At 71.0% G+C, this 23547-nt stretch carries 25 protein-coding genes and 1 pseudogene; 13 read left to right on the forward strand and 13 right to left on the reverse strand.

The window, feature by feature from the left end; genetic code table 11:
* Positions 1 to 1038, reverse strand: coding sequence for a zinc-binding dehydrogenase (locus QE370_RS11595; protein ID WP_309634449.1), 1038 nt, complete (start codon positions 1036 to 1038; stop codon positions 1 to 3).
* Positions 1039 to 1159: 121 nt separating this feature from the next.
* On the opposite strand from QE370_RS11595, the gene QE370_RS11600 reads away from it, so the two are divergent.
* Together QE370_RS11600 and QE370_RS11605 are read left to right on the forward strand one after the other, a co-directional pair.
* The gene (locus QE370_RS11600; protein ID WP_253023184.1) at positions 1160 to 1306 is read left to right on the forward strand and encodes a GPGG-motif small membrane protein; all 147 of its coding nucleotides are present in this window, start codon (positions 1160 to 1162) and stop codon (positions 1304 to 1306) included.
* Between the two features lie 79 nt (positions 1307 to 1385).
* Positions 1386 to 1844, forward strand: a complete 459-nt coding sequence (locus QE370_RS11605; RefSeq protein WP_253023186.1) for an SRPBCC family protein — start codon at positions 1386 to 1388, stop codon at positions 1842 to 1844.
* A gap of 257 nt (positions 1845 to 2101) precedes the next feature.
* Here QE370_RS11605 and QE370_RS11610 read toward each other — a convergent pair whose 3' ends face one another.
* On the reverse strand, positions 2102 to 3703 hold the full coding sequence (locus QE370_RS11610) for a peptide chain release factor 3 (RefSeq protein WP_253023188.1): 1602 nt from the start codon (positions 3701 to 3703) through the stop codon (positions 2102 to 2104).
* A gap of 61 nt (positions 3704 to 3764) precedes the next feature.
* On the opposite strand from QE370_RS11610, the gene QE370_RS11615 reads away from it, so the two are divergent.
* Positions 3765 to 4460: a spermidine synthase gene (locus QE370_RS11615; RefSeq protein ID WP_309634450.1), complete on the forward strand. Its 696-nt coding sequence runs from the start codon at positions 3765 to 3767 to the stop codon at positions 4458 to 4460.
* Positions 4461 to 4470: 10 nt separating this feature from the next.
* Here QE370_RS11615 and QE370_RS11620 read toward each other — a convergent pair whose 3' ends face one another.
* A complete protein-coding gene (locus QE370_RS11620) occupies positions 4471 to 4914 on the reverse strand; it encodes a hypothetical protein (RefSeq protein WP_253023192.1) in 444 nt (147 codons plus the stop codon).
* Positions 4915 to 5177: 263 nt separating this feature from the next.
* Between QE370_RS11620 and QE370_RS18210 the strand changes: the two are divergent.
* Together QE370_RS18210 and QE370_RS11625 are read left to right on the forward strand one after the other, a co-directional pair.
* Positions 5178 to 5351, forward strand: a pseudogene (locus tag QE370_RS18210) (PQQ-dependent sugar dehydrogenase); the annotation flags it as partial.
* 46 nt (positions 5352 to 5397) lie between these two features.
* Positions 5398 to 6165: a PQQ-dependent sugar dehydrogenase gene (locus QE370_RS11625; RefSeq protein WP_309634451.1), complete on the forward strand. Its 768-nt coding sequence runs from the start codon at positions 5398 to 5400 to the stop codon at positions 6163 to 6165.
* Positions 6166 to 6297: 132 nt separating this feature from the next.
* On the opposite strand, the gene QE370_RS11630 is transcribed toward QE370_RS11625, so the two are convergent.
* On the reverse strand, positions 6298 to 7524 hold the full coding sequence (locus QE370_RS11630; RefSeq protein ID WP_309634452.1) for an FAD-binding domain-containing protein: 1227 nt from the start codon (positions 7522 to 7524) through the stop codon (positions 6298 to 6300).
* Between the two features lie 107 nt (positions 7525 to 7631).
* Here QE370_RS11630 and QE370_RS11635 point away from each other — a divergent pair, with 107 nt between their 5' ends.
* The gene (locus tag QE370_RS11635; RefSeq protein WP_309634453.1) at positions 7632 to 9227 is read left to right on the forward strand and encodes a protein kinase domain-containing protein; all 1596 of its coding nucleotides are present in this window, start codon (positions 7632 to 7634) and stop codon (positions 9225 to 9227) included.
* Between the two features lie 9 nt (positions 9228 to 9236).
* Here the strand turns inward: QE370_RS11635 and QE370_RS11640 are convergent, their stop codons facing one another.
* On the reverse strand, positions 9237 to 9659 hold the full coding sequence (locus QE370_RS11640) for a DUF3806 domain-containing protein (RefSeq protein ID WP_309634454.1): 423 nt from the start codon (positions 9657 to 9659) through the stop codon (positions 9237 to 9239).
* A gap of 79 nt (positions 9660 to 9738) precedes the next feature.
* Here QE370_RS11640 and QE370_RS11645 point away from each other — a divergent pair, with 79 nt between their 5' ends.
* The gene (locus tag QE370_RS11645; protein ID WP_309634455.1) at positions 9739 to 10176 is read left to right on the forward strand and encodes a VOC family protein; all 438 of its coding nucleotides are present in this window, start codon (positions 9739 to 9741) and stop codon (positions 10174 to 10176) included.
* Positions 10177 to 10195: 19 nt separating this feature from the next.
* Here the strand turns inward: QE370_RS11645 and QE370_RS11650 are convergent, their stop codons facing one another.
* From QE370_RS11650 to QE370_RS11660, 3 genes are all read right to left on the reverse strand, one after another.
* Positions 10196 to 10543 (reverse strand): hypothetical protein, encoded by a 348-nt coding sequence (locus tag QE370_RS11650; protein WP_309634456.1) that lies wholly within the window; start codon positions 10541 to 10543, stop codon positions 10196 to 10198.
* Positions 10544 to 10667: 124 nt separating this feature from the next.
* Positions 10668 to 12179, reverse strand: a complete 1512-nt coding sequence (locus QE370_RS11655; protein ID WP_309634457.1) for a S8 family serine peptidase — start codon at positions 12177 to 12179, stop codon at positions 10668 to 10670.
* A 338-nt stretch (positions 12180 to 12517) separates the two neighbouring features.
* A complete protein-coding gene (locus QE370_RS11660) occupies positions 12518 to 13543 on the reverse strand; it encodes a toll/interleukin-1 receptor domain-containing protein (protein WP_309634458.1) in 1026 nt (341 codons plus the stop codon).
* 107 nt (positions 13544 to 13650) lie between these two features.
* Between QE370_RS11660 and QE370_RS11665 the strand changes: the two genes are divergently transcribed.
* Positions 13651 to 13857: a hypothetical protein gene (locus QE370_RS11665; protein ID WP_309634459.1), complete on the forward strand. Its 207-nt coding sequence runs from the start codon at positions 13651 to 13653 to the stop codon at positions 13855 to 13857.
* Positions 13858 to 13981: 124 nt separating this feature from the next.
* On the opposite strand, the gene glnA is transcribed toward QE370_RS11665, so the two are convergent.
* On the reverse strand, positions 13982 to 15403 hold the full coding sequence (gene glnA / locus QE370_RS11670; protein ID WP_067858441.1) for a type I glutamate--ammonia ligase: 1422 nt from the start codon (positions 15401 to 15403) through the stop codon (positions 13982 to 13984).
* Between the two features lie 190 nt (positions 15404 to 15593).
* On the opposite strand from glnA, the gene QE370_RS11675 reads away from it, so the two are divergent.
* On the forward strand, positions 15594 to 15959 hold the full coding sequence (locus tag QE370_RS11675) for an RDD family protein (RefSeq protein WP_253023211.1): 366 nt from the start codon (positions 15594 to 15596) through the stop codon (positions 15957 to 15959).
* A 6-nt stretch (positions 15960 to 15965) separates the two neighbouring features.
* Here the strand turns inward: QE370_RS11675 and QE370_RS11680 are convergent, their stop codons facing one another.
* From QE370_RS11680 to lipA, 3 genes are read right to left on the reverse strand one after another with little or no spacing between them, the layout of a single operon-like run.
* On the reverse strand, positions 15966 to 16304 hold the full coding sequence (locus QE370_RS11680; protein WP_309634460.1) for a hypothetical protein: 339 nt from the start codon (positions 16302 to 16304) through the stop codon (positions 15966 to 15968).
* Positions 16304 to 17008 carry a DUF4191 domain-containing protein gene (locus QE370_RS11685; RefSeq protein WP_309634461.1) on the reverse strand — a complete coding sequence of 235 codons (705 nt, stop codon included), beginning with the start codon at positions 17006 to 17008 and terminating at the stop codon, positions 16304 to 16306. Before QE370_RS11685 ends, QE370_RS11680 begins: the two co-directional genes overlap by 1 nt.
* 21 nt (positions 17009 to 17029) lie before the next feature.
* Positions 17030 to 17995 (reverse strand): lipoyl synthase, encoded by a 966-nt coding sequence (gene lipA / locus QE370_RS11690; protein ID WP_253023217.1) that lies wholly within the window; start codon positions 17993 to 17995, stop codon positions 17030 to 17032.
* A gap of 78 nt (positions 17996 to 18073) precedes the next feature.
* Here lipA and QE370_RS11695 point away from each other — a divergent pair, with 78 nt between their 5' ends.
* The 4 genes from QE370_RS11695 (at position 18074) to QE370_RS11710 (ending at position 22758) form a co-directional block, all read left to right on the forward strand.
* Positions 18074 to 19345 carry a sensor histidine kinase gene (locus tag QE370_RS11695; RefSeq protein WP_309634462.1) on the forward strand — a complete coding sequence of 424 codons (1272 nt, stop codon included), beginning with the start codon at positions 18074 to 18076 and terminating at the stop codon, positions 19343 to 19345.
* Positions 19342 to 19998 carry a response regulator transcription factor gene (locus QE370_RS11700; protein ID WP_309634463.1) on the forward strand — a complete coding sequence of 219 codons (657 nt, stop codon included), beginning with the start codon at positions 19342 to 19344 and terminating at the stop codon, positions 19996 to 19998. Before QE370_RS11695 ends, QE370_RS11700 begins: the two co-directional genes overlap by 4 nt.
* A gap of 676 nt (positions 19999 to 20674) precedes the next feature.
* Positions 20675 to 21553 (forward strand): ATP-binding cassette domain-containing protein, encoded by an 879-nt coding sequence (locus tag QE370_RS11705; protein ID WP_309634464.1) that lies wholly within the window; start codon positions 20675 to 20677, stop codon positions 21551 to 21553.
* Entirely contained in the window at positions 21550 to 22758 is a 1209-nt protein-coding gene (locus QE370_RS11710; protein WP_309634465.1) for an ABC transporter permease, read from the forward strand. The genes QE370_RS11705 and QE370_RS11710 overlap by 4 nt, the downstream gene beginning before the upstream one ends.
* Before the next feature lie 41 nt (positions 22759 to 22799).
* Here QE370_RS11710 and lipB read toward each other — a convergent pair whose 3' ends face one another.
* Entirely contained in the window at positions 22800 to 23525 is a 726-nt protein-coding gene (gene lipB, locus QE370_RS11715) for a lipoyl(octanoyl) transferase LipB (protein WP_309634466.1), read from the reverse strand.
* Positions 23526 to 23547 lie beyond the last annotated feature (22 nt).

Consider the following 23547-nt stretch of genomic DNA (forward strand, 5'->3'; position numbering starts at 1 on the left):
TCAGCGCCAAGGGTCGATGATCGTGAGGCCGGCGACGGTCGCCGTGTCGAAGGTCGGCAGCAGGCCCGCGGCGGTGTCGAGGTCGACGGTGCGCTCCAGCAGCAGGTCCGGACGCAGACGCCCGTCGGCGACGAGCGTCATCATCTCCGGGTAGTCGCTGGCGGCCATGCCGTGGCTGCCGAGCAGGTCGAGCTCCCACGCGATCGCGCGCTCCATCGGCACCCGAGGGTGTCCCTCGACGCCGGGCAGCAGACCGACCTGCACCAGACGACCGCGCCGGCGCAGGCTCAGCAGGGCCGTCGCGCTGGTCGCCTCGCTGCCGACGGCGTCGACCGAGACGTGGGCCCCTCCGCCGGTGAGCTCGGCCACCGCAGCCTCGACGTCGTCGTCGCCGGCGAGCAGCGTGTGGTCGGCGCCGAGTCGGCGCGCCACCTCGAGCGCGCCGTCGTTGCGGTCGACGGCCACCACCCGAGCCCCGAGTGCGCGGGCGATCATCACGGCGCTCAGCCCGACTCCGCCGGCGCCCACGACCACGACCCACTCGTCGGCGACGACCCGCGCCCGAGCCACCAGGGCCCGGTACGCGGTCGCGAACCGGCAGCCGAGCGCGGCAGCGGTGGACAGCTCGACGTCGTCGGGCACCGCGACCAGGTTCGTGTCGGCCGCGTGGAGGGCGACGTGCTGCGCGAAGGAGCCCCAGTGCGTGAAGCCGGGCTGCTGCTGGTCGGGGCACACCTGCGCGTCGCCGGCACGGCACCACGAGCACCGACCGCAGCCGCACACGAACGGGGTGGTCACGCGGTCGCCCACGGACCACCGGGTGACGCCGGCGCCGACCTCGGCGACGACGCCCGCGAGCTCGTGGCCGGGGACGTGCGGGAAGGCGAGGTCCTCGTGCCCCGCCCACGCGTGCCAGTCGCTCCGGCACAGGCCGGTCGCACGGACCTCCACGACGACGCCCCCGGCCGGCGCTGCGGGGGCGGGGACGTCGCGGACCTGGGGGTCCGCGCGGACGGCGTCGAGGACGATGGCGCGCATCCGCCCATCCTCCCACCGGCGCCGGTCGGACGACCGGTCGCTCCAGGTGCGGCCCCGGCGGCGCGGTCCTACGGTGGCGAGACGTTCGGCCCACCCGGGGCCGGCGGGAGGGAGCACCATCATGTGGGACACCATCTTGTGGATCGCCGCTGTCGTCATCGGCATCTTCGGCGTGCTGCGCATCATCCGCGGCGACATCCTCTGGGGCGTCGTGCTGATCGTCGTCGCGCTGCTCGTCGGACCGGGAGGCGTGAGCATCCTGAGCTGATCGGCGTCCCGTGCGCCGTTTCGGCGGCGCACGGGACGGGTAGGTGTGAGGGGTACAGCCTTCTGCGAGAGGACAGCCCATGAGCACGATCACCGAGTCCGTGGACGTCGACGTCGACGTCCGCACCGCCTACGACCAGTGGACCCAGTTCGAGGACTTTCCCGCCTTCATGGAGGGCGTCGAGCGCATCGACCAGATCGACGACACGCACCTGCACTGGGTGGTCCAGGTCGGGCCGGTCAAGCGTGAGTTCGACGCGACGGTCACCGAGCAGCACCCCGACGAGCGCGTCGCGTGGAAGTCCGACAGCGGGCCCGAGCACGCTGGCGTCGTCACGTTCCACCGGCTCTCGGACCACGCCACGCGCGTGACGGTGCAGATGGACGTCGACCCTGACGGCTTCGTCGAGGAGATCGCCGACAAGGCGGGCCTGCTCGACCGACGGACGCGCGGTGACCTCCAGCGCTTCAAGGAGTTCATCGAGCGCCGCGGCGGCGAGCCGACCGGCGCGTGGCGCGGCGAGGTCGAGCGACCCTGAACCCGGCGTCGCGTCCCTGACGTGACTGCCTGATCGGGGGACGGCCCAGCGGGGCGACGGTCGGCGCGGTCTCGGATCCGCGCCGACCGCGCGCTGTCTCGACCCCTGGCGCGAGACACCGCCCACCCGGCCTCGTGTCGTGCACCAGGCTACGGACGGGCAGTCCCGCTCCCCAGGGACCAAGGTCCTCGGAACCTCGCGGTGCGCCCGGGACCGACGGCCCGGGCCTGTCGAGAGATCCGGTGGTGGGCAGACCCTCAGGACAGGGGCGCGCGGTCGTCGACGTCGGCCGACAGCGACTCGAACGTGATGTCGGGGTGCTGGCGTGAGACGAACTGCAGGCGCCAGCGGTCGCTGAACACCGCGAGGGCCGTGCCGTCGCTGCGCTCGAACGTCTCGACGCCGTTGATGCCGGCCAGCGTCTCGCGGTCGGCGGGCTGGATGCGTCGGGCCAGCGTGTAGGGCAGGAAGTCGAGGCGGGTCTCGGCGTTGAACTCGCGCTGCAGACGGTCGGTGACCACCTCGAACTGCATCGGACCGACGGCCGCGAGCACGGGCGACTGGTCGCCGCGCAGCGTCGAGCGCAGCACCTGCACGACGCCCTCGCGGTCGAGCTGCTCGATGCCGCGCCGGAACTGCTTGAACCGCGACGTGTCGCGGGCGCTGATCGTCGCGAAGTGCTCCGGCGCGAACTGCGGGATCGGCGGGTACTCGACCTTCGGCCCGAGGTAGAGGGTGTCGCCGATGCCGAGCTGGGAGGCGTTGACCAGGCCGATGACGTCGCCCGGGTACGCGAGGTCGGTGGTCTCGCGGTCGCGGCCGAAGAGGTTCTGCGCGTACTTGGTGGCGAACGGTCGCCCGCCCTGCGTGTGCTGCACGACCTCGCCGCGCTCGAAGACGCCCGAGCAGATCCGCGCGAAGGCCACGTGGTCGCGGTGGGCCGTGTTCATGCCCGCCTGGATCTTGAACACGAAGGCGCTGAAGGGGGAGTCGACCGCCCGCGGCTCGCCCTGGGCGTCGAGGCGTGGGCGCGGTGCGGGCGCCAGCTCGAGCATCACGTCGAGCAGCTGGGTGACGCCGAAGTTCAGCGCCGCCGCCGCGAAGAGCACCGGCGTGGTGCGTCCGGCGAGGAACTCCTCGGGGTCGTGGTCGGCGCCGTCGGCGGCGAGCAGCTCGTGCCCGCCGACCGCCTCCTCCCACGCGTCGCCGAACACGGCCGTCGCGTCGTCGGGGGAGTGCACCGTCTCACCGGCGATGGTGGCGCCGCCCGACGTGCGCTCGTACTCGACCGCGTGCCCGAGCCGACGGTCGAGGACGCCGCGGAAGTCGCCGGCGATGCCGATCGGCCAGGTGAGCGGCGTAGGGCGGATGTCGATGCGCTGCTGGATCTGATCCAGCAGCTCGAGCGGGTCGAGGCCCGGGCGGTCCCACTTGTTGACGACGGTGATCACCGGGATGCCGCTGCGGTGGCAGACATCGAACAGCTTCAGCGTCTGCGGCTCCAGTCCCTTCGCGCCGTCGAGCAGCATGACGGCGAAGTCGACGGCGCTGAGCACGCGGTAGGTGTCCTCGGAGAAGTCGGCGTGGCCGGGGGTGTCGACCAGGTTGACCACGTGCCCGCGGTGCTCGAACTGCAGCGCGGTGGACGAGATCGAGATGCCGCGCTCCTTCTCCATCTCCATCCAGTCCGAGACGGTGGCGCGGCGGCCCGCCTTGCCGTGCGTGGCGCCGGCCTCGGAGATCACGCGCGCGTGCAGGGCCAGCGCCTCGGTGAGCGTCGACTTGCCGGCGTCGGGGTGGGAGATGACGGCGAAGGTGCGACGGCGGGCGGCCTCGGCGAGCACGGTGGGGGAGGACATCGACCCGACCTTACCGGCGGCTACCGTCGGCCCGGGAACGAGCCGAGACGAAAGGGTCACCATGGCGAGGTTCGAGGAGCTCGACTGGGCCGAGACGCCGTGGGGCCTGGTGGTGCTGCGTCGCCGGTTCGACCTGGTGACGCAGCGCGACGTGCACGAGGTGAAGCTCGGCGACGACTACCTGATGTCGAGCCAGTTCACGGTGAGCGAGCGGGCCCTGGCCGAGCTCGGTCTCCGGGCGGCCCGCGGCACCTCGCTGCGGGTGATGGTGGGCGGGCTCGGCCTCGGCTACACCGCGTTCGAGGCGCTCCGCGACGACAGGGTCGCCGAGCTCGTGGTCGTCGACGCGCTCGACGCGGTGATCCGCTGGCACCGTGACGAGCTGTTCGACGACACGCGCGGGCTCGCGTCGGACCCGCGCACCACGCTGGTGCGCGACGACTTCTTCGACCTCGTGCGCACGGGCCGTCTCGAACGACCGGTCGACGTGCTGCTCGTCGACATCGACCACGCGCCCGACTGGCTGCTGCGCACCGACCACGGCGACTTCTACACCGTCGAGGGGCAGCGGGCCGCGGCACGGATGCTGGTCGACGACGGCGTGTTCGGGCTCTGGTCCGACGAGCCGCCGGACGAGGCCTTCGTCGACGTGATGCGTCAGGCGTTCGCGACGGCCGAGGCGCACGTGGTGACGTTCGACAACCCGCTCACCGGGGGCACGTCGACCGCGACGATCTACGTCGGCACGCGCGCCTGAGCCGACCTGCTCAGTCCGGCGTGGCCTCGTGGTGGCGTCGGCCCTGGGTGCGCCGGTCCTCCTTCATCTCCGCCTCGAACAGGTGCGGACGGCCGTCGACCAGGCTGTCGCGCGCGGTGCGCTCGAGGTCCTTGAAGGTCGCGTAGTAGCCCTCGTCGTACTCCTCGACGAGCTGGAAGGTCCAGCGCCCCTCGATGACGTTGCGTCCGACCAGCTCGGTCTCGATGCGGTCGGCGAGGTCGCCGTGACCGGCCTCGCGCAGGAGGTCGGCGGCCTCGCCGGCCTGCAGGTCGGCGTGCCCGGACAGCCGGTGGAAGGCGTAGAGCGATCCGCGCGCCTCCTCGACGGCCTCCAGCGCCTCGCTGAGCTTGCCGAGGGCCTCGACGGTGTCGTCGGAGACGCCGTCGGGTCGGCGGTGACGGGTGGCGGGACGGTCCTGTCGGTCGCTGCTCATGTCTCCACCGTGGCACTGGTCGCTGGTCGCGGCATCCGCGCGCACCGTGCTCTCGCGCTGCGCCCCTTGGCGCGCTCGGTGACACTCGACGTATGAGGCTTCTCGGACTCGGACTCGCGGCCGTCCTCGTGGCGGGCTGCTCCACGGACCCCGATCCCCGCTCCGACGACGACGCGTCGGGCGCGTCGACGCCGGTCGCCAGCGCGAGCGGCAACCCGCCGTTCGAGGTGGAGGAGGTCGACCGCTTCGAGACCCCGTGGGCGATGGCCTTCGTGCCCGGGACGGGCGACCTGCTCGTCACCGAGCGCACGGGCACCCTCACCCTGCGCGACGCCGAGACCGGCGAGCGGACCGAGGTGTCGGGCGTGCCCGACGTCGTCGCCGCCGGGCAGGGCGGCCTCGGAGACGTGGTCGTCGCGCCGAGCTTCGAGGACGACCAGAGGGTCTACCTCAGCTGGGCCGAGGCGGGCGACGGCGGCACCGGTGCCGTGGTCGGCCCGCGCACGGTTGGCCACCGGCGACGGGTCGGCGGCCCTCGAGGACCTCGAGGTGGTCTGGCGCCAGACGCCCAAGGTGTCCGGCAACGGCCACTTCTCGCACCGCATCGCGTTCGACCCCGACGGCGAGCACCTCTTCATCAGCTCCGGCGACCGTCAGCAGAAGACGCCGGCCCAGGACACGTCGAACACGCTCGGCACGATCGTCCGGCTCACCCTCGACGGCGAACCGGCTCCCGGCAACCCGCTGGCCGACGAGGGCGGCGCGTCGGCGGAGATCTGGAGCTGGGGCCACCGCAACCCGCTCGGCCTGGAGTTCGCCGACGACGGCACGCTCTGGTCGAGCGAGATGGGCCCGGAGGGCGGCGACGAGCTCAACATCATCGAGAAGGGCGGCAACTACGGCTGGCCCGAGGCATCCAACGGCAGCGACTACGGCGGCGGCGAGATCCCCGACCACACGGACGGCGACGGCTTCGTCGCGCCGCGGACCGGCTGGACCCCGTCGATCTCGCCCGGCAGCCTGCTGATCTACACCGGCGACCTGTTCCCTGAGTGGAAGGGCGACGCGTTCCTCGGCGCGCTGTCGGGCGAGTCGCTCGTGCGCGTCGACCTCGACGGCACGACCGCCGGCGACGACGAGAGGATCGTCGAGGGCCAGCGCGTCCGCGCCGTCGAGCAGGCGCCCGACGGCTCCATCTGGCTGCTCGAGGACGCCGGCTCCGGCCGCCTCCTCCGCCTCGCCCCCGCCTGAGCGGAGATTCCCAGGTCGACCTGGGAATCTCCGGCGAGGCACGGTTCCCTCAGCCGCGCACGGCTTGCTTTCCGTGCTTGCGTGAGATTTCCATGCCTCGTCCCGGCGCGCCTTGTGCCTCGTCGTTGACGGTCAGCGACGCACGCCCTTGCGCCAGGCGCTGTACGACGTGAGGCGCTGCGACGTCGGCCGCTCCAGCCACTGCCACGGGTGCAGGGCGGCGACGTCGACGTCGGCCGAGCGCCGCGTGAACCACGGCACGGGCGCGAAGGTGACGGCGACGGACCGACCGGCGAGCTCGTCACCAACGACGCCCCGACGCACCTCGACGTCGCGCCGGGTCGCGAGGTCGGCGAGGGTCTCGGCGAGGAACACGAGCCGCTTGCCCGACCACCGCAGCTCGGCCAGCTTCGGCTCGTCGAAGACGTAGACGACGGGGAGGTCGGGGTGTGCCTCCAGGGCGGGGTCGGCGTCGCCCATCGACTCCGGCGTCAGCCACACGGCGGACGGGTCGCGCTCGAGGACGGGCGCGTCGGGGCCCGGCCCGGGAGCACCGGCGGCGTGCCCGATGCGGACAGGGGCGTGCTCGACCGTGGGTCCGGGGTCGGCGTCGGGCCAGTCCTGAATCGGGCACGCCTCGCTGAGCGCGCACGACCGGCACAGCTGCGGGGCACGCTTCTCCACCTGCCACCGGCTGAACCCGTAGGGCTTCCCGGTGCCGGCGCCGATCGTCCACTGCCAGCCGAGCCGGTCCGCGGCCCGTGAGCCGTCGAGCAGGTGGCGGTAGAAGTGGTCCTCGCCGTCGCGCCAGTCGCGCCCGTGCCGCACGGTCCAGTGGGACGCCCACCACATGCGCACCTGGTTGACGAGCCAACCGTCCTGCTCGAGCCGTTCCTGCACCCAGTCGATGCACGCCATGCGCCCGTCCCCGTCGGGGTCGACGTCGGGGTGGGGCGGCTCACGACGCAGCGGCTCGCGCATCGCCGGGCCGATCCTGGCGTACACGTGACGCGCGTACTCCTGCCACAGCAGCTCGTCGCGGTACGTGCGCCGGTCGCCCGAGGGGGCGTCGCCCACCGCGTCCCAGACGGTCGGCAGGTCGAGCAGCCCGTGCGTCAGGTACGGCGACACGCGACTCGCCCCCTGCCGCTCGACGGGCAGCACGTTCGAGCGCGTGCGGGCGTAGCCGCTGACGTCGAGCCCGGCGAGCGCGACGTCGGCCGCCGTCTGCCCGCCCCGGTGCCCGCCGGGACGGACGTCGTCGGGACCCTCCCAGGTCAGGTCGCCCAGGTGCTGCGCGACCCACGCGACGACGGCGTCGGTGTCCGCGGGTGCCGGCAGGGCGGGGAGGGCGGGCATGGACCCAGCGTGCCAGCGGTCGGTCGGGCCCACGACTCGAGCGAGGACGGCGTGTGGGGGCCGCCACGACGCGCGCGCCCCGTGCCGATGGGCTCTAGCCTGGTCGAATGGCCGAACGCTTGAACGACCGCTACGAGCTCGGTGACCTGCTGGGCGCCGGGGGGATGGGTCGGGTGCACCGAGCCCGCGACCTGCGCCTCAACCGTGACGTCGCCGTGAAGATCCTCAAGGGCGACCAGGTGGGAGACGACGCCGCCGCGCGCGCCCGGTTCGAGGAGGAGGGCCGCACGGCCGGACGTCTGCACCACCCGGGCATCGCGACCATCTACGACGTCGGCGAGGACGCGTCGAGCGAGGACGGCGACCCGTTCATCGTCATGCAGCTGGTCGAGGGGACGGCGGTCTCGGAGGTGCTCAAGCAGCGGGGCACGCTCGCGCCGGACGCGGTGGAGCGGCTGCTCGGCGGCGTCGCCGACGCGCTGGCTGCGGCCCACGCCGCCGACATCGTGCACCGCGACGTGAAGCCTGCCAACATCGTGCTGGCGGAGGGGTCGCGGCCGGTGCTCGTCGACTTCGGCATCGCCATCGGCGTGTCGCGCGAGCCGCTGACCCAGACGGGCAACGTGCTGGGCACCGTCGACTACATCAGCCCCGAGCAGGCGCGTGGCGTGACGGCTACGGGTGCGTCCGACGTGTACTCGCTGGGCCTCGTGGCCTACCAGTGCCTCACCGGCACGTCGCCGTTCCGGCGGGAGACGTCCGTGGCCACGGCGCTCGCCCAGGTGGGCGAGGAGCTGCCGCCCCTTCCCGACGGCGTGCCGGAGCCGCTGCGCCGGCTCGTCGTGGCCATGACCGACAAGGACCCGTTGAAGCGTCCGACGGCGGCCCAGGTGCGCGACGCGGTGCAGGGTCGCACCGACGGCGTCACCGAGGTGCTGCCCGCCTACGCGGGCGCGACCACCGCGCCGATGGGCGCTCTCGGTGCCACGGGCGCGACGGCGTCGACCTCGGTGCTCGCGCCGGTCGCCGCCACCGCTGCGATGCAGACTGCGCCGGAGGACCCGCGCCGGCGTCGGCGCGGGATGGCGATCTTCGCGGGTGTCGCGGCGCTGGCCGTCCTCGCCCTGCTGCTGAGCATGTCCGGCGGTCTGTTCGGCAGCAGCGACCACGAGGTGCCCGACGTCGTCGGCCAGTCGGTCGCCAGCGCGACGGACAAGATCGAGGCGGTGGACGCGACCGTCAAGACCGAGACCGTCGACGAGCCGAACGCGAAGGAGGGCGAGGTCGTCGGCCAGAGCCCGAAGGCCGGCGCTGCCGTGCCGACGTCGGGCCCGGTGACCCTGCAGGTGGCGTCGGGTCGTGTGATGGTGCCGGCCGACCTGGTGGGGCAGCCCGCCGACGAGGTCGCGGCCACCCTCGGCGACCTCGGCCTCACCGTGAAGCGCACCGACGTGGAGTCGTCGCAGACCGCGGGGACGGTCGTCTTCGTCGACCCGACGGGCCGGGTGACGGTCGGCTCGACCGTGACCATCGCGGTCGCCGTCGCGCCGGTGGTGCAGCAGACGCAGCCGACCCAGCAGCAGCCGCAGCAGCCTCAGCAGCAGGACCAGGGCAACGACAAGAAGGACGAGAAGAACCAGGACAAGAACGACAAGGGTCCTGGCAACGGCGGCCCGGGCGGCAAGGACGACAAGAAGCCCTGACGTCGGTCGTCAGCGCCCGTGTCGCCGGGCCTGCAGGTCGCGCACCGTCTCGCTGACCTGCACGAGGTAGTCCTCGAGCGTCGACTGGTTCTCGCCGGACCACCGCTTCGCCACGGCGTTGGTCGGGTAGAGCACGAGCGACGGTTCGCCCACGACGCCGAGCTCGCTGCCGCGCGTGTCGGTGACGAGGGCCCAGCGCAGCCCGAGGTCGTCGACGAACAGCTGCCCGATGCCGGCGCCGAACGCGTTGATGGTCGGGTTCGGGTCGGGACGCTCCGCGGCGGGCAGGTCCCACCAGGCCTCGCGCGCCTCGAGGAACACGGCGCAGAGCGTGGCGGCGTCCTTGACGCCCATCTGCAGGAGCCCGCCCTGCAGCGCCTGGAGCCACTGGTGCTCGGCCTCGGTGAGGTCCTCGATCGTCACGTCGTCCATGGGGTCCTCCGTCGCTGCCGGCGCTCGTCGGCCAGCCTAGGCGCTTGACACGACAGGTCCCGCCGGGCGTGGATGAGGGATGTCGTCGCTGCCCCGCCTGGACCACGTGAACCTCACCGTGGCCGACCTGCCCCGCACGGTCACCTTCTTCACGAGCCTCGGACTCGAGCTCACCGAACGCATGACGATCGAGGGCGAGTTCCTCGACACTGTCGTCGGTCTCCACGACGCCCGCACCGAGACCGTCTGGCTGCGCCCGCCCGGCGGTGGGGGAGCGCTGGAGGTGTCGCGGTACGACCGTCCAGGCCACGTGCTCACGGTCCCCGCGCCACCGCACGCGGTGGGCCTGCGCGCGGTGTGCCTGGAGATCACCGACCTGCGCGCGACCGTCGCGCGCCTCGACGACGAGGGCTACGCGCTCGTGGGCGACGTCGGTGAGCACGAGGGGACGTGGCTGATGGCCTACGTCCGCGGTCCGGAGGGGATCATCGTCTCCCTGACCGAGCGGATCGGCTGACGGGCGTCCAGCGGGTCGCTCAGCCTGTCGTCGCCGTCGGGTCCTGGAGGAGGCGGGGGAACACGCCGTCGACGCGGAACTCGGCGTCGAAGGGTGCCGTGAGGGTGCGGCCGTCGGTGTACTCGACGTGGGCCTCGCAGCGCAGCGAGTCGCCCGTGTCGGTGAGGACGCCGACCTCCTCGCAGGTGACGTCGACGTCGCGGACGTCGGCGTGCATGCCGTAGCGGGAGAGCAACCAGGCCGCGCCCTCCGTCCCGTAGCGGAGCTGGTCGGCCATGGACTCCTCGAGCTCGGCCGTGGTGGTGCCGCTGCAGCCGGCCAGCACGACGGACCCGAGGGCGACGGCGACGAGGCGGGCGAGGCGCATGAGCGCAGCGTAGGGCCGCTGGGGTGGAGCGGTCGTCGTCCTGCGGAACGCGTTCCGGCGGTGCTGCCGCACGACAGCGGCCCCCGAGCGAGATGTTCGGGGGCCGCTGCGTCGTGGTGCTGCGTCAGCGACGGACGGCGTCGAGCGCGTCGACCATGCCGTGCCCCGCGTAGCTGTTGTTCGACGGCGTCCCGGTGCAGAGCGCGCCCGGGGACGAGCTGGTCTGCTGGGGTGCGCAGGGTCGCTCGTCGGCCTGGGCCTTCAGCTGCTGGATGACACGCGCCGGCCGCCAGCCGGGGTGCTTGGACTTCATGAGGGCGGCGACGCCGGCCACGTGCGGCGACGCCATCGACGTGCCGCTCTTGAGGCCGTAGCCGTTGTCCTTGACGATCGTCGACAGGATGCGCGAACCGGGCGCGGCCACGTCGATGACGTTCTTGCCCCGGTTGGAGAACGACGACAGCTGCGTCTCGTTCGACGTGCCGATCTGCGCGTACGAGGAGACGGTGACGACCTCGGGCAGCTCGGTGGGGATGTCGAGGCAGCCGTTGTTGATGGTGCGCTCGATCGGGGTGCTGTCGTTCGGGCTGCTGGCGCTGGTCGTCTTGTTGGCGAGGTCGTAGGCGGCGTTGCCGGCCGCCGCGACGTGCACGGTGCCCTTCTTCGTCGACCAGGTGACGGCGCGGCCGACGGCCTCGACGACGGCGGCCTGGTTGGCCTGGTCCTGGCACCAGAACTCGAACGGGTCGATGTAGTAGCTGTTGTTGGTGACGTCCATGCCGCGCAGGCCGGACCACATGAAGCCGCAGATGGCGTACTCGGGGTAGATGAATCCGTCGTCGTTGACGACCTTGACCGACGCCATGCGCACGTTCGGCGCGACGCCGGTGATGCCGATGCCGTTGCGGGCTGCGCCGATGGTGCCGGCCACGTGGGTGCCGTGGTCGCTGGTGGTGGGCTGCCAGCCGGTGGGGGAGCGGTCGACGGCGCCGCCGTCGGTGCAGTTGACGGAGTTGTTCACGTCGATGTTGGCCGCGAGGTCGGGGTGGTCGGCGTCGATGCCGCTGTCGAGGACGCCGACGAGCACCTTGCGGGAGCCGTCGGTGATCTCGTGGGCGTGGTCGGCCTTGATGTGCGCCATGTCCCACTGCTCGCCCTCGCGCGGGTCGGGCTTGACGTACTTCTGGGGCGTGTTCGCGAACTCGCCCTTGAGCTCGGCGCGCTCGGTGGAGCGGCTCCGCGCGGACTGGCGCAGGGTGGACGCCTGCTCGGCGCGCTCGCTGACGGCGACGGTGCGGGTGGTGCCGACGGAGGTGACGCTGGTGCGGCCGAGGCGGTAGACGTCGGCGCGGAAGTCGGCGTGCGTCGACTGCGCGATCACGACGCCGATCTGCGGCCACGCCTGCACGACGGTGCCGCCGGCCTTCTGCACGACCTTGCGCGCGTCGGCGGTGCCCTTCGCGTTGGCCTTCTTGGCGTTGACGACGTAGGCACTCACCTGCCCCTCGGGCGTCGCGACCGGTACGGGCGTGGACTTCTCCGTGGTCGCCGCGCCGGCGCTGGTGAGCGTGGTCGCGACGACGCCGAGCGTCAGGGCGGCGGCCCCGACGGCGAGCCCGCGTCGGGCTCGAGACATACCTGTGTTCACGTGCTGTCCCCCCTAGGAACTGCCGGCGGCCACGTGAACGTGGCGCTGAGACCGACCGTCCCACCCCACCACAGCCTTCGGGCAGACGTCCAGGGCCGGCGGGTCGCAGGTCGGTGACGGAGCCTGATCCCGCCCTAGGTGTGAGCGCGCAGCCGCAGGGGTAATCGCGTCGAGCGACGCGACGTCTCGCGAAACTGCTCGACTACGACGTCCAGAGTCGGTCGAGCGTCGGCCGGAAGTCACCGACGAACCGGAACCAGAAGCAGAGCCCCAAGGTCTCAGTTGCAGCCTCGGGTGCAGGTTGAGCGCAAACCGCAGCGTCCTGATCAACCTTCGACAGAGTCAGCTTCGTCCTCGTTCGCGACACTTCGAGCATGCTCGCGCATCTGCCGTTCCCTGAAGCGCTCACGTCGACCTGCTTCGATATCGGCAGCGTGGTCCATGGCGGCCGACATCTCTCGGCGAAGGAAAAAAAATACCCAATCGTTCTGAGGGCTCAAGCGCGTTTCAGACAGGGCGCGGTCGAGCACCTCGAGATTTCGCTCAGTCGTCCGCGCGCTTCGTGACACGGAATCGAAAGCTTCGTGAGCGAGCATTCCGATGAGCGGTGAAATCAGGATGGTCGATGCTTCGGTAAGAATCCTCCGGCGCAAGGGAGTAGCAATTGTCTCTTCTTCTAGTAGCCCGATCGCTGCTCGCCAAGCGTCGCGATCCGACCGAGACGCACTCCGAGGCTCGTGGAGGTGGCGCTGCTCCCGCACGAGGAATTTCAGGTCATCAATCGCTTGGAAAAGTGCTGCAGATTTCGGGTCCTCGACGACGGACTCGTCGTGCGGAACGATCCCCTCAACAGTCGCGATGAACCGGTCGACCATGTCACCGACGACCTCTGGTCGTGGTCGCAGATTGGCCTGGGTGGCAAGCTGCTCGCATAACTTTACGAGAGACTTCCTGTCCGCGCTTGAGTTCTGGAAAACTCCAAATGGGCCGACAGAGGCGTCAGCAACACTCATTCCAACTGCGACGCCGAACATCGAGGAGGTCTGAGCCTTGCCCAAACCTGCCTCGAAAAGGATCCAGGGTTTGTCGACACTGCGTGGAGTGAGGAGTGCGACTACGTGATCTGCGTTCTCGACTCGGCTCTTGATCCACTGGAACCATTCGTCGCCATATTTGATGCCAGCATCGCTGCTAGTCGAACTCGACGCAAACGTCTGCACCATGCCCGCGGTCACGTCACGTACGAGGGTGGAGAAAGCTTCCGCGATCTCGCGGTCTTCATGGATGTGGCTGATGAATACACCGCCACTGGACGTGCTAGCGGTTTGAGTCTCTTGATCCGGTTCAGCCACGTGCGTGCTCCAACTCGTCAGGGTTCGGGAGCACGATGTCAGTACCACGCCGATATGGCAACGAGATCTCCGAACTTCGAGTGGCATCTCGGGCGTCGATACGGCCCGTGGTCCACCAGCTTCCTTTGGACCTGCAAGAACGACGGTTCTTCGTCGGCGGCTTGCTGTACTTCGGCGGTCTCTTGGTCGTCGACGGGGTCGAGGTGACGTATCCCCGCGAGCTCTACGCCCGGCTCGACAAGGACGGTTTGCTCGACGCGGCTGCCATCGACCGTCTCCACCGGTCACTGGCCTCGGCGTTCCCGTCAGCCTGAGCAGACGCGCGACTGAGGACGCAGAACGCCCCCGAACGACCGTGGGTCGTCAGGGGGGCGTCTGGCCGATGGTCAGAGTCCGCGGCGGGCGGGTCGCACGCGACCGGCCGCCGCGCACTGGCGATCAGATGTCGTAGTACAGCTCGAACTCGTGCGGGTGCGGACGGAGCTGGACCGGGAGGATCTCCTCGGTGCGCTTGTAGTCGATCCACGTCTCGATGAGGTCGGGGGTGAACACGTCGCCCTGGGTGAGGAACTCGTGGTCAGCCTCGAGGTTGTCGAGGACCGCGTTCAGCGACGTCGGGACCATGTCGATCTCGGCGTACTCCTCCGGCGGGAGCTCGTAGATGTTCTTGTCGATCGGGGCCGGCGGCTCGATCTTGTTCTTGATGCCGTCGATGCCGGCGAGCAGCAGGGCCGAGAAGGCCAGGTACGGGTTGCTCGACGGGTCGGGGCAGCGGAACTCGATGCGCTTGGCCTTCGGGTTCGAGCCGGTGATCGGGATGCGGACGCAGGCCGAACGGTTGCGGGCCGAGTAGACCAGCGCGATCGGGGCCTCGAAGCCCGGCACCAGACGGTGGTAGGAGTTCACGGACGGGTTCGTGAACGCCAGCAGCGACGGCGCGTGCTTCAGGATGCCGCCGATGTAGTGACGGGCGGTGTCGGACAGTCCGCCGTAGCCGGCCTCGTCGTAGAACAGCGGCGAGCCGTCCTTCCAGACCGACTGGTGCACGTGCATGCCCGAGCCGTTGTCGCCGAAGATCGGCTTCGGCATGAAGGTCACCGTCTTGTCCGCGGCCCACGCCGTGTTCCGGACGATGTACTTGAACTTCATGATGTCGTCCGCCGCCTTGAGCAGCGTGTCGAACTTGTAGTTGATCTCCGCCTGGCCGGCCGTGCCGACCTCGTGGTGACCGCGCTCGAGCACGAGGCCCGCGTTCGCGAGGTTCGTCATCATGTCGTTGCGCAGGTCGGCCGTCTGGTCCGTCGGCGCGACGGGGAAGTAGCCGCCCTTGTAACGGACCTTGTAGCCGCGGTTGTCGGTGATGTCCTCACCGGTCGACCAGGCCGACTCCAGCGACGTGATCTCGTAGAACGACTTGTTGGCGCTGGTGCCGTAGTTGACGCGGTCGAAGATGTAGAACTCGGCCTCGGGCGCGAAGAACGCGGTGTCGCCGATGCCGGTGGTGGCCAGGTACGCCTCCGCCTTGCGGGCGATGTTGCGGGGGTCGCGCGAGTAGGCCTCGCCCGTGATCGGGTCGTGGACGAAGAAGTCCATCGCGATCGTCTTGCGACGCTTGAACGGGTCGACGTAGGCCGTGCCGAAGTCGGGGTAGAGCACCATGTCGGACTGGTCGATGCTCTGGAAGCCGCGGATCGACGAGCCGTCGAAGGCCACACCGTTCTCGGCGGCGTCGGCGTCGAACGTCCACGCCGGCAGCGTCACCTGCTGCTGGATGCCGGGCAGGTCGGTGAAGCGGACGTCGAGGTACTCGACGCCCTCGTCCTTGACGTACTTGAAGAACTCGTCGGCATTGCCGAACATGGGGCCTCCTCAGCCACGCGATGGTGGCCTGGTCGTCGATGTGGCGGGAGCGGACGCCTCGGCGGCCGCGTCACCGACGCTAGGCAGAGGCAGTTTCCCTACCGTCACTCCATTGTTTCGGGCATGTTACAAGTCTCGCCCGAGGATGAACGCCACGTGTCGGCGGTGAGCCGCCCGCTAGGCTCACGACGTGTACGACGTCTCGCTCGGTCGCCGCCTGCTGGCCCTCTTCATCGACTGGGCGGTGGCGATGCTCAGCGTCGTCGCGGTCACCCGGACGCCGCTGGCGGGGGAGGGGGCTGTCAGCTCCTTCGTCACCCTCGGGGTGTTCTTCGTCGAGGTCACGCTCCTGACCGGCGTGCTCGGCTACTCGATCGGCAAGCGTGTGCTGGGCCTGCAGGTCGTCTCGCCCGAGGGACAGCCGATCGGCCTCCCGCGCGCGGCGCTCCGCACGGCGCTGCTGTGCCTCGTGATCCCCGCCGTCATCCAGAACGAGGACCACCGCGGGCTGCACGACATCCTGTCCGGGTCGCGCGTCGCCCGCCTCGGGATCTGACGTCGCTCAGCGGTCGAGGTCGGCGCGGTTGCGCTCCACCGACACGACCGTCGCACCGTCGAAGCAGAAGCGCGCCACCCCTCGGTAGGAGTCGCGGTACGTCGTCCGCGCGTACAGGCACGACGCTCCCGACGGCTCCGCCGAACCGCCCTCGCGGACGAACGTGCGCGCCAGGTCGGGGTCGTCCGTGCCACCGGCCTCGCGCACGTCGTCGGCCGTGAGCGCGTCGCCGCGCGCGTCGAGCGAGCGGTACGTCTGGCTCGTCATCTCGCCGGACGTCGCCGCCTGGCACGCGCCGACGCCGAGCATCACCGAGAGCGCCAGGACCGGCCACGTGCGGGGCATCAGCCCCGCATCTGGCGCCGAGCGCCCTTCATGCTCGTCGGCACGGGGCCGCGCGGCATGGGCGCCGCCGGACGCATCGCGTCGAGCGCCTTCAGCTTGTTGAGGATGGCGGTCTGCTCCGCCGGCTTGATCGCGTTCGGCAGCTTGCGCACGTGCTTGATCAGCTTCGGCAGCGGCACCTCGCCCTCGCCGCGACCGACGACGACCTCGAGCACCGGCACCTCGTCGCCGACGATGCGTGCGTGCTTCTTGCGCTCGGAGGCGATCAGGCTGCGCACGCGGGTGGAGTTGCCCTCGCCGACGAGGATGATGCCCGGACGCCCGACCACGCGGTGCACGACGTCCTGGTTCTTGTTGAACGCCGCCGCCTGCTTGACGTGGTACCCGCGACGCAGCATCTGCAGCGCGCCCGCGGCGGCGCCCGTCTGGCCCTCGACCTGCGAGTAGGCCGCCTTCTCCGCGCGACGTCCGAGCACGAACAGCGCGCCGAGGATGCCGAAGAGCACCGAGATGATCACGGTGAGGACGATCGCCAGCACGCCGGTGCCGACGAACGTCAGCAGCAGGACGGCCGGGATGCCGGCACCCAGCACGAAGGCCAGCAGCATGAACAGGCCGACGTTGCGGTCGGACTGCTTGGTGATCTTGTACGCCTGGCGCAGCTGGCGCAGACGTCCCTCGGGCGGGGCGGCAGGGGTGGACATGCCGTCCATCCTACGGGTGCCTCAGGCGGCGCCGTCCGTGTGGCGGAGCACGACCTCGCCGGTGGACTCACGCTTCTCGACGGCCTGCTGGTAGAGGCGTCCGGCGCGGTACGACGAGCGCACGAGCGGGCCCGACATGACGCCCGCGAAGCCGATCTCGTCGGCCTCGTCCTTGAGCTCGACGAACTCCTCGGGCTTCACCCAGCGCTCGACGGGGTGGTGGCGCGGAGAGGGGCGCAGGTACTGCGTGATGGTGATGAGGTCGCAGCCCGCCTCGTGCAGGTCGCGCAGCGCCTGCGAGACCTCCTCGCGGGTCTCGCCCATGCCGAGGATGAGGTTGCTCTTGGTGACCAGGCCGTAGTCGCGCGCCTGCGTGATGACGTCGAGCGAGCGCTCGTACGTGAACGCCGGACGGATGCGCTTGAAGATGCGCGGCACGGTCTCGACGTTGTGCGCGAGGACCTCCGGCCGAGAGCTGAAGACCTCCTCGAGCAGGTCGGGCTTGCCGTTGAAGTCGGGGATGAGGTTCTCGACACCGGTGCCCGGGTTCAGCTCGTGGATCTTGCGGACCGTCTCGGCGTACAGCCACGCGCCACCGTCGGGCAGGTCGTCGCGGGCGACGCCGGTGATCGTCGAGTAGCGCAGCTCCATCTTCTGCACGCTCTCGGCCACGCGACGCGGCTCGTCGCGGTCGAGCGGAGCCGGCTTGCCGGTGTCGATCTGGCAGAAGTCGCAGCGTCGCGTGCACTGCTCGCCGCCGATGAGGAAGGTGGCCTCGCGGTCCTCCCAGCACTCGAAGATGTTGGGGCAGCCGGCCTCCTGGCAGACCGTGTGCAGACCCTCGCCCTTCACCAGCTTCATCAGCTCGTTGTACTCAGGACCCATCTTCGCGCGGGTCTTGATCCACTCGGGCTTCTTCTCGATCGGGGTCTGGCTGTTGCGGACCTCGAGTCGAAGCATCTTGCGGCCGTCCGGTGCGATCGTCACGCCGTCCAGCGTACGCCGCCGTCCCAGCGTCGCCACGGGCGCACGCCTACCCGGGCGTAGCCTCGCTAGGGTCGAGGCGTGAGCATCCTCGACCGCTCCTGGACCCGACCGCGGCCCACGCGCGCCCAGCTGGCGACCGACGTCGTCCTGGGGGTCGTCGCCGCCCTCGTGAGCGTCGCGTCCGTGCAGGTCTACGCCAGCGCCTCGGGCGTCTCGACGGGCTGGAAGGGCGTCGAGGGCTACCTGTGGTTCGGGCTCGGCGGACTCGCGCTGTGCTGGCGCCGCCAGTACCCGCTGACCGTCCTCGTGGTGGTCTCGGCCGTGTTCATCGTCGTCGGCGAGCGGCTGCTCGAGCTGGGCGCCGTGTTCACGATCCAGATGGTGCTGTTCGCCGCGCTCTACGCCGCGTGGGCGTGGTCGCGGCGGCCGAGGTCGCTGATGGTCGTCACCGTCGTGGTGCTCGTCGGCATGTTCGGCTGGCTGCTGTGGTCGTTCGGCCGCGACCTCATGCCGCCACTGGGGGAGCAGACCGGGCTGCTGCCGCCCAAGGTCGCGCTCATCGTCTACAGCGTCGCGCTGAACGTCATGTACTTCTTCGGCGCCATCGCCTGGGGGCAGGCCGCCTACCTGAGCGCCCGCCGCAGCGCGCTCGTCGAGGACCAGCGCGAGCGCGAGCGGGCCGTGCAGGACGTCGAGCAGCAGCAGGCCGTGCAGGCCGAGCGGGTGCGCATCGCCCGCGACCTGCACGACGTCGTCGCGCACCACGTCAGCGGCATCGGCGTGCAGGCGGCGGGTGCCAGCCGCCTGCTCGAGGCCCGCCCCGAACGAGCCCGCGAGGCGCTTGGGGCGATCGAGACGTCGTCGCGCCAGGCCGTCGCGCAGATGCACCAGATCGTCGGGTTGCTGCGCTCCGACGACGAGACCGCGCCCACCAACCGTGGCCCGCAGCCGGGCCTCGACGACGTCCGCCAGCTCGCCGTGACCACCGACCGCCCGTCCGTCGAGGTGCACTGCGTCGGGGAGACGTTCCCCGTCCCGGACACGGTCGGGCTGTCGCTCTACCGCGTCGCGCAGGAGGCGCTGAGCAACGTGCGACGCCACTCCGCGGCGACGTCGGCGCGGGTGACCCTGCGCCACCTCAGCGAGCCGGGGGAGCGCGCCGCGGTCGAGGTCGAGGTGCTCGACGACGGTCCGGTCCGCTCCACGCCCCGCGAGGACGGCGGCGGGTTCGGGCTCGACGGCATCCGCGAGCGCGTCGCCATGCACGGCGGCCTCGCCGACATCGGCCCCCGACCCGCGGGCGGCTTCCGCGTGCGGGTGCGCATCCCCGTCGACCGGGAGGACGCATGAGCGACCCGACCCCCATCCGCGTCCTGCTCGTCGACGACCAGGAGCTGATCCGCGCCGGGTTCTCGATGATCCTGGAGATCGAGGACCACATCGAGGTCGTCGGCGAGGCGCGCGACGGCGACGAGGCGCAGCGCCAGGTCGCGGCGCTCTCGCCCGACGTCGTCCTCATGGACGTGCAGATGCCCGGCACCGACGGCATCACCGCCACCGAGCGCATCGTCGCGGACCACCCCGGCACGCGGGTGCTCATCCTCACGACGTTCGACGACGACGAGTACCTCTTCGCAGCCCTCCAGGCCGGGGCCAGCGGCTTCCTGCTCAAGAACTGCCCGCCCGAGGACCTCGTGAGCGCCATCGGCCTCGCCGCGCAGGGCCACGGGCTGCTCGCGCCCGAGGTCACGCGTCGGGTCATCGCCCGCTCCACCGGTCGCGCCCGCGGCGACGCGACCGTCCTCGACGACCTGACCGACCGCGAGCGTGACGTGCTCCGCGCCCTCGCGCGCGGCCTCAGCAACGCCGAGATCGCCGCCGAGATGTACGTGAGCAGCGCGACCGTGAAGTCGCACGTCTCGCGCATCCTCACCAAGCTCGGCGCCCGCGACCGGGTGCAGGCGGTGATCGTCGCGTTCGAGTCGGGCCTGATGGATGACTGAACCCGATGCCCGAACCCGACTGAGCGCAGCGAAGGAGCGGTGAGGGCAGGTCGAGTGGTCTCACCGGCGAAGCCGGTTCCCTCTGTATCGAGACCTCGGCAGCGAAGAAGCTTGGGTGCGTGCTCGCTCGACGCTGATCCGCGCCGAGTGGTCTCGATACGTCGATGCGGCGCTCGTGCCTCGCGCGCGTCGACTACTCGACCAGCGGTTGGAGGGCGTGCCCGCTCGACGCTGATCCGCCCCGGGTGGTCTCGATACGTCGATGCGGCGCTCGTGCCTCGCGCGCGTCGACTACTCGACCAGCGGTTGGAGGGCGTGCCCGCTCGACGCTGATCCGCCCCGGGTGGTCTCGATACGTCGATGCGGCGCTCGTGCCTCGCGCGCGTCGACTACTCGACCAGCGGTGGGGGTGGGTGCTGGGGTGGATGCACGATTCTGCGTTCGCGTGCGGGAGGGTCGAGGACGCTGCGTTCGTGAGGGGATCCCGTCACGAACGCAGACGCGTTCGCCCTCCGTCGGTGGATTCCCCACCGCAGGAGCGGTCCTGAGGGTGCAGATCCACCGATGGGGCGTGAGATCGCCGGAGACGAGACGCAGCAACGGGTAGCCGGAGGGAGGAGGCGGCGTGGCCGCGCGGCCGATGCGGCGAACCTGGACGGATCTCTAGCGTGGACGCATGATCACCGTCGAGAAGCTCAGCAGACGCTACGGGGACGTCACGGTCGTCGACGACGTGTCCTTCGAGGTCCGGCCAGGACGCACCACGGGCTTCGTGGGCGCGAACGGCGCGGGCAAGACCACCACCATGCGCATGATCATGGGGGTGCTCGGGGCCAGCGCGGGAGACGTGCTGTGGAACGGGCAGCCGATCACCGCCGACGTGCGCCGCTCCTTCGGCTACATGCCCGAGGAGCGCGGGCTCTACCCGCGCATGAACCTCGTCGACCAGCTCGTCTACTTCGCGCGCCTCCACGGCCTCGACCCCCGCGACGCCCGCTCGCGCGTCGACGAGCTGCTCGAGCACTTCGACCTCACCGACCGCGGCGGCGACCTGCTCGACACGCTCTCGCTCGGCAACCAGCAGCGCGTCCAGATCGCCGCGTCGCTCGTGCACCGCCCGAGCGCGCTCGTGCTCGACGAGCCGTTCTCCGGCCTCGACCCGCTCGCCGTCGACTCGATGGTCGAGCTGCTGCAGCAGGAGGCCGCCGACCTGCCGCTGCTGTTCTCCAGCCACCAGCTCGACCTCGTCGAGCGGCTCTGCGACGACCTCGTCATCCTCTCCGGCGGCCGCGTCGTGGCCGCCGGACCCGTCGACGAGCTACGCGACCGTGGTGCCGTCCGCTACCGCGTCGTCATGGACGACACCGACGCCGCCTGGCTGCGCGACCTGCGCGGGGTGCGCACCCTCGACGTCGACGGCGAGGAGGCGCTCGTCGAGCTCGACGGACTCCAGCCCGCCGAGCTGACGCGTGCCGCCTTCGAGCGCGGTCCGGTCGTCGAGGTCGCCCGCGTGCACCAGCCCCTGTCCGACATCTTCCGGGAGTCCGTCCGATGAGCACCCACACCCCGCACCCCGACCAGAGCAGCGGCACCCGCGCGCCGCGCGACGCGTGGAAGGTCGTCGCGCGTCGCGAGATCGACGTGCAGGTGCGGACCAAGTCGTTCCGCATCGGCCTGCTCGTCACGGTCGTCGGCATCGTCGCCACGATCGTCGGCGTCCACTGGTTCCAGAACCGCGACACGACCCAGACGGTCGCCGTCGTCGAGCCCGCGGCCGCCGCGGTGGTCAAGGCCGCCGACCAGCTCGCCGGCGACGACACCCTCACCATCCGCTCGAAGGACGTCGCCGACACCGCCGCCGCGGAGCGAGCGGTGAAGGACGGCGACGTCGACGCCGCCCTGCTCGCGACCGACGACGGCTATGAGCTGGTGGGGGAGCGCGACATCGACGCGACCGTGCAGCAGTCCGTGACCGCAGCGGTGCGCGCGACGGCCCTGCAGGAGAACGCCGCCGCGCAGGACGTCGACCTGTCGGCACTCGACGCCGGCACGACCACGTCCGAGCGGCTGCTCGACCGAGGGGCCGACGACGGCGGGCTGCGTCAGGCGACGTCGTTCGTCTTCGTCCTGCTCTTCTACCTGACCGCGATCGTGCTCGGCATGGGCATCGCGAACAGCGTGACGCAGGAGAAGGAGAGCCGGGTCGTCGAGATCCTGGCCGCCGCCGTCCCCATCCGTCAGCTGCTGTGGGGCAAGGTCGTGGGCAACACCGCGCTCGCCGTGCTGCAGATCGTCAGCTACGCCGCAGCCGGGGTCGTGGGGCTGCTGCTCACTGGGCAGACCGGTGCGCTCGACGTGGTCGGCCTGCCGATGCTCTGGTACGTCGTGTTCTTCCTCGTCGGCTTCGTCGCCCTTGCAAGCCTCTGGTCGGTCGCCGGGTCGCTCGCCTCGCGCACGCAGGACCTCCAGTCGACGACGATGCCCGCGCAGATGCTCCTGCTCGTGCCCTACTTCCTCGCCATCCTGGGCGGCGAGAGCATCAAGACGGTCGTGTCGATGATCCCCGTGGTCTCGTCGATGATGATGCCGGCGCGGCTCGTGGAGGGGTCGGTGCCTGCCTGGCAGGTCGCGGTCGCCCTCGGCGGCACGCTGCTCGCGGCGGTGCTGCTGGTGCGCGTCGGAGCCCGCGTGTTCGAGCGGACGCTGCTGCGCACCGGCGACAAGATCGGCTACCGCGAGGCGCTCTCGCTGGCCGAGTAGGCCCTGCGTCAGTCCTGGGTCAGCTCTGGGTCAGTCCGACGTCAGGACGGCGCCGCCCCCGGGAGCCCGAGCACGGGCACCTGGGGGTGGGCGTCGTCGTGGACGAGGTCCGGCGACGACGCGTACGGCTCCCAGCCCAGCAGGTCGACGAGGTGCGGACGCACCGCGTCGGCCGCCTCCGGCACGCGGACCCGGCGTCCCAGCTCCGCGGTCAGCGTGGTCACGCCGGCGTCGGCGATGCCGCAGGGCACGAACCGGTCGTACCAGGCGAGGTCGACGTCGGCGTTGAGCGAGAAGCCGTGCATCGTCACACCGCGGGTCACGCGGATGCCGATCGCGGCGATCTTGCGCTCCGGGCCGCGGTGGTCGGCGGCCACCCACACCCCCGAGCGGCCCGGCACCCGGCCGGTCGCGACCCCGAGGTCGGCGACGGCGCGGATCAGCGCCTCCTCCACCCGTCGGACGTAGTCGACGACGAGCACGTGGGAGGGCAACCGCGTGATCGGGTAGCCCACCAGCTGGCCCGGGCCGTGGAACGTGATCTTGCCGCCCCGGTCGACGTCGACGACCGGCGTGCCGTCGAACGGACGCTCGTGCGCCTCGGTGCGCTTGCCGGCCGTGTAGACGGGCGGGTGCTCGAGCAGGAGGGCGGTGTCGCCGATCTCGTCGGTCACCCGCTGCGCGTGCAGCTCGCGCTGCAGCTCCCAGGCCGCCTCGTAGTCGAGGGCGCGGTCGCCGTACCAGTCGTCGATGATCTGCAGGCTCACGCTCCTACCGTAGCCCCGGTGT

The organism is Aeromicrobium sp. SORGH_AS_0981 (assembly GCF_031453195.1).
Classification (GTDB): Bacteria; Actinomycetota; Actinomycetes; order Propionibacteriales; family Nocardioidaceae; genus Aeromicrobium.